Raw genomic sequence first — 8,079 nt, 5'->3', positions numbered from 1 at the left:
CGGCACTGGCGGCGCGGGTGGCGCCGGCGACGTCGGTGGCAGTGGCGGCGACGGCGGCACCGGCATCGTCGTCACGGCATCAGGCGCAACGATCAGGAATTCTGGCTCGATCTCCGGTGGTGCCGGCGGAGCTGGCGGCGCACAGGTGTCCGATGTCTACTCGAATGGAGGCAACCCGGCCTACGGCGGCACAACGGGGCGGCCGGGAGCGGGAGGCACCGGCGGTACCGGCATCGTCGGCACCGGCTTGACCATCATCAACAGCGGAACGATCACCGGCGGCGGCGGTCCGGGCGCGCTGGGCTATGCGATCGGCTTCACGGGAGGCGCAAATACGCTGACGTCGAGCGGCGGAACGCTGTCCGGCAATCTCGGCATAGCCAATGGCGTCGGCGCCAGCCTGACCTTCCTGCAGACCAGCGCGGCCGGCGCCTCCGGCGACGTGACCATCTCGAGCATCACCGGCCTCACCGGCGGCGTCACCGACGCATCGGTTGCCATCAAGATGGACGGCGGGCGCTCGCTCATCATCACCGGTGCCAGCTCCTACACTGGCGGCACCTCGGTGAGCGACGGATCGACGCTCGTCATCCGCAACAACAACGCGCTTGGCAGCGGCACGCTGACGATGGGTGAGACGCTGGCCGGGCTCACCAAGCTGGTGCTGAACGGCAACGGGTTCACCATCGCCAACGCCATCGTCATCAACAGCGATCCCGTCATCACCGTCGCGGCCGGTACCACAAATACGATGTCGGGGGCGATCAGCGGTGCCGGCGATATCGTGCTCAATGGCGGCGGCACGCTGGTGCTGTCCGGCGCAAATACCTATACCGGCGGCACCACGATCTGCGGCACCGCCTGCGGCGCTGCCGGCGGCAGCAGCGTACTGGAAGTTGGCGTCAACACGGTGGGCACGCCGGGCGCGATTGTCTCGTCAGCAATCGGTACCGGCCTGCTGACCTTCGACGGCGGCACGTTGCAGGCCGGCGGCAACTACACGATCGCGAACAACGCACAGATCAACGCCACCGGCGCCAGCATCGACGCCAACGGATACACCTTCGTTTACTCGGGCAACATTGCCGGTCCCGGCAGCCTGATGGTGCTGGATGCTTCAGGAGGCGCCGGCCGTGTGGTGCTAACAGGCACCCACACCTACACCGGCGGTACCACGATCTGCAATTGCGCGACCCTGCAACTCGGTGACGCCACCCATACCGCCTCGATCGTCGGCCAGGTCAATGTCGACGGCAGGTTCGACATCGTCAACGCCAACACGTCCGGCATCACCAAGATCGTTAACGACGGCTTCAACGGGGTTGCCACCACCACGTTCCACAATGCGACGTCGGCATCGACGGCGATCATCGACAACCTGAATTTCGGTATCACGCAGTTTCGTGACAGCAGCACCGCGGGCAATGCTACCGTGAGCAACAGCAACGGTGCGCTCACGATCTTCCGCGACACCAGCTCCGCCGGCAGTGCCACGTTCAACAACACCAATGGCGGCACCGTGGTGTTCGGCGACGCGCTTGGCCCTCCCGGCGGCTCGGACACCAGCACGGCCGCCAAGGCCGTGATCAACAATCACGACGGCGGCAGCACCGTGTTCCTGGGCCATACCAATGCGGGTCAGGCCACCATCATCAATGGCAACAACGGCGGTTCGACCCAGTTCTTCGAATTCTCGTCGGCCGCGTCGGCTGCGATCACCACGTCCGCCACCGGCTACATCGCTTTCTTTCAGAACAGCACCGCGGCGAATGCGACGATCGACAACAGTGGCCTGACCTATTTCGGCACGTCCGGCTTCAGCCTGACCGAGGCGCCGACCGCCGGCAACGCGACGATCATCAACCGTTCCGGCGCCGCGTTGATCTTTGACGCCTACGCAACGGCCGGCAACGCCACGATCACCACCGAGAGTGGCGCCCACGTCAAATTCACCGGCAATTCGACCGGCGGCACCGCGCAGTTCATCACCCAGGGGACCGGCTTTGTCGACTTCGGCGGCAGCCTCGGTCCGAACGGCGACGGCCGCATCACGGCAGGCTCGATCGCGGGCTCGGGCACCTACTACATCGGTGGCGGCAACACGCTTGCCGTCGGCGGCAACAATCTCTCGACTGTTCTCAGCGGCGTGATCGCCGATTTCAACCCCTGCGGTTGCAGCCCGGTCGGGCCCGGCAATCTGGAAAAGACCGGCAGCGGCACGCTGACTCTCTCGGGCGTCAACACCTATACCGGCAGCACGGTTGTCAATGGCGGCATCCTGCAAGTTGACGGCTCGATCGTGTCGTCGAGTTCGGTGACGGTGAACTCTGGCGGTGCGCTCTCCGGCGGCGGCACCGTCGGGAATACGACGATCGCGAGCGGCGGCATCCTGATGCCCGGCAATGCGACACCAGGCACGTACCTGCGTGTGATGGGGAATCTCGCCTTCCAGTCCGGCGCGCTGTATCTCGTCGGACTCAATTCCACCGCGTCGACATCAGCCAAGGTGACCGGTACCGCGACGCTCGCCGGATCGGTCGGCGCCAGCGTCGCCGCCGGCAGCACGATCGCCAGGCAATACACCATCCTGTCAGCCGCGGGTGGCCGCATTGGCACGTTCGCCGGCGTCGATTCGAACGGGCTGCCGTCGGGACTGATCGCGACGCTCGGCTACGACGCGAACAATGCCTATCTCAACTTCGCGCTCGATTACGCCACGAAATCGAAGCTCAACGTCAACCAGAGCAATGTCGCGGCGACGCTGCAGAACTTCTTCAACGCCAATGGCGGCATCAACGTGGCGTACGCGGGACTCTCGCAGAACGGCCTGACCCAGGCCTCGGGCGAGGGCGCGACCGGCTCGCAGCAGGCGACGTTCAACGCGATGAACCAGTTCCTCGGTCTGTTGACCGATCCGTTCGTCGCCGGGCGCGACGGCGGCTTCGGCGGTGGCGCGGCGGCGACGCCCTATGCCGAGGAGAGCGCAACGCTGGCTTACGCGGCGCGCAAGACCGAGCCGCGCGACGCGCTGGCTGCGATCTACACCAAGGCGCCGCCGCCGCAACTCGACTTCGATCAGCGCTGGAGCATCTGGGCGGCAGGCTATGGCGGATCGCAGACCACCGGCGGCAATGCAGTGCTCGGCTCGAACAACTCCAGCAGCAGCGTCTATGGCACGGCGGTCGGCGCCGACTATCGCTTCTCGCCGAACACCATTGCGGGCATCGCGCTCGCCGGCGGCGGCACCAGCTTCAGCGTCAACGGCCTCGGCTGGGGCCGCTCGGATCTGTTCCAGGCCGGCGCGTTCGTGCGTCATACCGTCGGTGCGGCGTACCTCAGCGCGGCGCTTGCCTATGGCTGGCAGGACATCACCACGGACCGCATCGTCACCGCCGCAGGCGCCGATCATCTGCGTGCCAACTTCAATGTCAATGCATGGTCGGGCCGGCTCGAGGGCGGCTATCGGTATGCGACGCCGTGGATGGGCCTGACGCCTTACGCGGCCGCCCAGTTCACCAGCTTCGAGCTGCCGAGCTATGCGGAGACCGTGGTCGCCGGCGGCGGCACCTTAGCGCTAAACTACGCAGCGAAGAGTGTCACCGACGTCAGGAGCGAGCTCGGACTGCGTTCCGACAAGTCGTTCGCGGTCGATAGCGGCATGCTGACGCTGCGCGGCCGCGTCGCCTGGGCGCATGACTTCAACCCGAACCGCAATGTTGGCGCCGTGTTCCAGGCATTGCCCGGCGCGGCCTTCGTGGTCAACGGCGCAGCGCAGGCCAGCGACTCCGCACTGACCACGGCCTCGCTCGAGATGAAGTGGCGCAACGGCTGGTCGGCGGCCGCGACCTTCGAGGGCGAATTCTCCAACGTCACCCAGTCCTACGCCGGCAAGGGCGTTATGCGCTATACGTGGTGACCCTCCGTGCTATAGCGTCTTGAAGCGAAAGCCTGCCTGGACTTGATCCGCGACAGCGTATTTCGCGAGACGAAATACACATCAAAATGAGTGGGACAAAACCCACGCGGAGGGAACATGCGCGCAGCGATCTTCAGAAACGGCGAGATTGTCGTCGACCAGATGCCGGAGCCGAAGCCGGGCGCCGGCCAGGTGCTGGTCAAGTCGCTCGCCTGCGGCATCTGCGGTTCGGATCTGCACGCGCGCAAGCACGCCCACCGCATGGTGGAGCTGAGCAAGTTCCTGCCCGGCCGCACGCCGATGGATCTGTCGCGCGACGTCGTGTTCGGCCACGAGTTCTGCTGCGAGGTGCTTGACTACGGCCCGGGCACCACGCGCAAGTTCAAGCCCGGCGCGCGCGTGTGCTCGTTGCCGGCGCTGCTGACGCCGGAGGGCCCGAAGGGCATCGGCTATTCCAACGATTACGCTGGCGCCTATGCCGAGCAGATGCTGCTCAGCGAGCCGCTGCTGCTTGAAGTGCCGAACGGCCTTGCCGCCGAGCACGCCGCGCTTACCGAGCCGCTTGCGGTCGGCGTGCACGCAGTCGCGATGGCCAACATCCAAGGTGGCGAAGTGCCGCTGGTGATCGGCTGCGGGCCGGTCGGCCTTGCGGTGATCGCGGCGCTGAAGATCAGGGGGCTCGGCCCGATCGTTGCCGCCGACTACTCGCCGGCGCGGCGCCGGCTCGCCGAGAAGATGGGCGCCGATGTCGTGGTCGATCCCGCCAGGACGCAGCCCTATGCGAGCTGGGCCGAGCACGCCCAGATGACCGACGCCGAGAAGGCGGCGCGGCCGCCGATGCAGGCGCTGCTGCCGCCGCTGAAGCCGGCGCTGATCTTCGAATGCGTCGGCGTGCCCGGCGTGTTGCAGCAGGTGTTCGAGGGCGCGCCGCGCAGTGCCCGTGTCGTCGTGGTCGGCGTCTGCATGGAGACCGACAAGTCGGAGCCGATGCTCGGCATCATCAAGGAGCTCAACGTCCAGTACGTGCTCGGTTACACGCCGGAAGAGTTCGCCTATTCGCTGCGCCTGATCGCGGAAGGTCAGGTCGATGCGGCTTCGCTGGTCACCGGCCGCGTCGGCATCGACGGCGTCGCACAGGCGTTTGCCGATCTCGCCAATCCCGAGGCGCACACCAAGATCCTGGTCGAGCCGTGGCGTTAGCCGTATCGATGGCGCGCGGTTTGCATTTCGTGACACTGAACCTATAGTTCGCTGTCCTTGAACGTACGAACAGCACGCACCTCATGCGCGTTTCAATCATCACGGGAGGCGGCTCCGGCATTGGTGCTGCGGTTGCGCGCCGGCTCGCCGGCCCCGGTCAATCGCTGATGCTGCACGGGCAGGGTGCTGAGGCGACCGGGCTTGCGCGGCTGAATTCGGTTGCGGAGGAATGCCGCAGCAAGGGCGCGAAGGTCGAAATCGCGACCGGCGATCTCGCCGCAGCCGGCGCGGGCATCGCGCTGGTCGAGGCAGCGCGCGCCGCGTTCGGGCCGATCGATACGATCGTGCATGCCGCGGGCTTTGCCGACCGGCGCGAATTCGCCAGCCTGCCGCGCGAGGCGCTGGAGCGCGCCTTCGCCGTGATGGCGGCGGCATTCCATGAAATCGCGGCGGCCGCGCTATCCGACCTCATGCGTAGTGCCAGGGGCCGCGTCGTCGCGGTCTCGAGCTTCGGGCCGCATCGTTTCGTGCCGGGCGCCACCTATCCGGGATCGGCGGCCGCGAAAGCCGCGCTCGAAGTGCTTGTGAAGTCGCTCGCGATCGAGCTCGCCGGCTCGGGCGCCACCGCCAACGCCGTGATGCCCGGCTATACGCGCAAGGATCCCGGCCTGTTCGGCGCGCTGGATTCCTCTACCTGGGAGCGCGTGGCGAAGGCCAATCCGATGCAGCGGCTGGCCGAGCCCGATGAGATCGCCGCCGTCGTCGCCTTCCTGCTGTCGCCGGAAGCGGGCCACGTCACCGGTGCGACGCTGCCGGTCGACGGCGGCCTGACCTTGATGTGACGGCATGAGCGAGAGCACGCCAGCACAGCAGGTTGATGTCGTCGTGCTCGGCGCCGGCATGGTCGGCGTCTCGGCGGGCCTCGCCGCTCGGCAGCGTGGGCTCTCCGTTATCATGGTCGACCGCCGCGAGCCGGGCAGCGAAACCTCCTACGGCAATGCCGGCATCATCTCGTCGGGCTCGATCCTGCCGCTGAACACGCCACAGCTTTTGAAGAACCTGCCGAAATATCTTACCAACACCCATCCGGCGCTGCGCTGGAATCTTCCGTGGGCCATCGGCAATGCCGGCTGGGTGATCCGCTTTCTCGCTGCGGCGACACCGTCGCAAACCAAACCGCGCGCCGCCGCGCTGCACGGCCTGATCGGAACGTCGCTGACCCTGCATCGCGACTGGATCGTGCAGGCGGGCGCCGGCCATCGCATCCGCGAGACCGGCTGGCTGAAAGCCTGGCGCGGCAATGGGCTTGCGACCGCGAAGGCCGAGCAGGCGGCGCTCGCCGAATTCGGCATCGAGAGCGAGGTGCTCGATCGCCAGGCGATCTCCGCGCTCGAGCCGAACATCATTCCTGCCTACAGTGTCGGCCTGCTGCACAGCCAGACGGCATCGGTCGATTCACCCGGCGCGGTGGTCAAGGCCTATGCGCAGCTGCTTGCGAATGGCGGCGGCACGATCAGGCAATCCGAGATCCGGCGGATCGAGCCGGTTGGCGACGGCTGGCGCGTGCAGCTTGCCGACGGTGAGATCACCGCGCGCCATGTCGTGGTCGCGCTCGGGCCGTGGTCGGCCGAGCTGCTGCGGCCGTTCGGCTACCGCGTGCCGCTGGCGTTCGAGCGCGGCTATCACCAGCATTTCGTGCCGAACCCGGCACGCAAATTGCTGCGGCCGATCCATGATGCGGAGGGCAGCTTTCTGATGACGCCGATGGAGCAGGGCATTCGCGTCACCAGCGGCGTCGAGCTCACCGCGCGCGACGCGCCGTCGAATTTTGCGCAGCTCGAGGCCGTGGTGCCGATGGCGCGCAGCGTGGCCGAATTCGGCGACGCGGTCGGCGAGCGCTGGCGCGGCGCGCGGCCGACGCTGCCCGACAGTCTGCCGATGATCGGACCGGCGCCACGGCATCGCGGGCTCTGGCTCGCCTTCGGCAACCAGCATATCGGCTTCACCACCGGTCCCGGAACGGGCGCCGCGGTTGCAGCGATGATCGCAGGGGACGCACCGCCGTTCGAGGTGAAGGCATTCTCGCCGGGCCGGTATATCGCGTGACTCGCGCAAGGTCGCCTGCGATGCTGGGGGATCAAGCGGGCAACCGAGGGGCAGGATGAACTACGTCTGGGATTTCGGGATCCTCGCCAAGTACAGCCATCTGTTCTGGCTCGGGCTCGGCTGGACCATGGCCTACACAATCGGCACCATCATTCTCGGCACGCTGATCGGCCTGATGGTCGGCATGCTGCGGCTGCGCCGCATTCCGGTGATCGACTGGCTCCTGATCGCCTATATCGAAACTTTCCGCTGCACGCCGCTGCTGGTGCAGATCATCTGGTTCTACTACGCATTTCCGGTCGTGATCGGCGTCAACATCCCGGCGCATGTCGCAGCCGTCAGCGTGCTGTCGCTCTATGGCGGCGCATTCTATGCCGAGATCGTGCGCGGCTCTATCGAGAGCGTGCCGGTCGGGCAGTGGGATGCGGCGAAGGCGCTCGGCTTTCGCGGCTGGCGCCTGATGCGGCTCGTGATCCTGCCGCAGGCGCTGAAGCCGATGATGGCACCCTACGTCAACCAGTCGGTGACGCAGCTGAAGAACACCTCGCTGGTCTCGATCATCGCGGTGCCGGATCTCGTCTACAACGCAACGCTGATCAACGCCGACACCTACCGCCCGCTCGAGGTCTACACCATCGTGGCGCTGATCTATTTCGCGATCCTGTTCCCGTCGACGCTGGTGGCAAGACGGCTGGAGCGCGGGCTGACCTACGACAAGGTGTGATTTCTCTTCTCCCTCGCCCCGCTCTTGCGGGGAGAGGGTCGGGGTGAGGGGCTTCTATCCGGTGAGCAGTTCGCCGTTTGTTGAGCCGTGTGCCTCGCCCCTGACCCGGATCGCATCTGCGATGCGATCCGAC

The 8,079-nt window shown here is 66.6% G+C and carries 5 protein-coding genes; all 5 read left to right on the top strand.

What is annotated here, in order from left to right; translation table 11 throughout:
• Positions 1–3,916 (top strand): autotransporter domain-containing protein (locus H8A95_RS40150; RefSeq protein WP_233287390.1); only part of this gene is annotated, 3,916 nt, incomplete at its 5' end.
• A 117-nt stretch (positions 3,917–4,033) separates the two neighbouring features.
• Positions 4,034–5,116, top strand: coding sequence for a zinc-binding dehydrogenase (locus H8A95_RS40145; RefSeq protein ID WP_229188054.1), 1,083 nt, complete (start codon positions 4,034–4,036; stop codon positions 5,114–5,116).
• Positions 5,117–5,199: 83 nt separating this feature from the next.
• Positions 5,200–5,958, top strand: coding sequence for an SDR family NAD(P)-dependent oxidoreductase (locus tag H8A95_RS40140; RefSeq protein ID WP_229188053.1), 759 nt, complete (start codon positions 5,200–5,202; stop codon positions 5,956–5,958).
• 4 nt (positions 5,959–5,962) lie between these two features.
• Entirely contained in the window at positions 5,963–7,222 is a 1,260-nt protein-coding gene (locus H8A95_RS40135) for an NAD(P)/FAD-dependent oxidoreductase (protein ID WP_229188052.1), read from the top strand.
• 55 nt (positions 7,223–7,277) lie between these two features.
• Positions 7,278–7,946, top strand: a complete 669-nt coding sequence (locus H8A95_RS40130; RefSeq protein WP_229188051.1) for an amino acid ABC transporter permease — start codon at positions 7,278–7,280, stop codon at positions 7,944–7,946.
• Positions 7,947–8,079 lie beyond the last annotated feature (133 nt).

The organism is Bradyrhizobium oropedii (genome assembly GCF_020889685.1).
GTDB lineage: Bacteria > Pseudomonadota > Alphaproteobacteria > Rhizobiales > Xanthobacteraceae > Bradyrhizobium > Bradyrhizobium oropedii.
This window is presented reverse-complemented; position numbering and strand designations above follow the sequence as displayed.

Bases quoted from the DNA above. Each gene is read 5' to 3' on its own strand.
- H8A95_RS40145 (WP_229188054.1), top strand. From the start codon at position 4,034: ATGCGCGCAGCGATCTTCAGAAACGGCGAGATTGTCGTCGACCAGATG.
- H8A95_RS40140 (WP_229188053.1), top strand. From the start codon at position 5,200: ATGCGCGTTTCAATCATCACGGGAGGCGGCTCCGGCATTGGTGCTGCG.
- H8A95_RS40135 (WP_229188052.1), top strand. From the start codon at position 5,963: ATGAGCGAGAGCACGCCAGCACAGCAGGTTGATGTCGTCGTGCTCGGC.
- H8A95_RS40130 (WP_229188051.1), top strand. From the start codon at position 7,278: ATGAACTACGTCTGGGATTTCGGGATCCTCGCCAAGTACAGCCATCTG.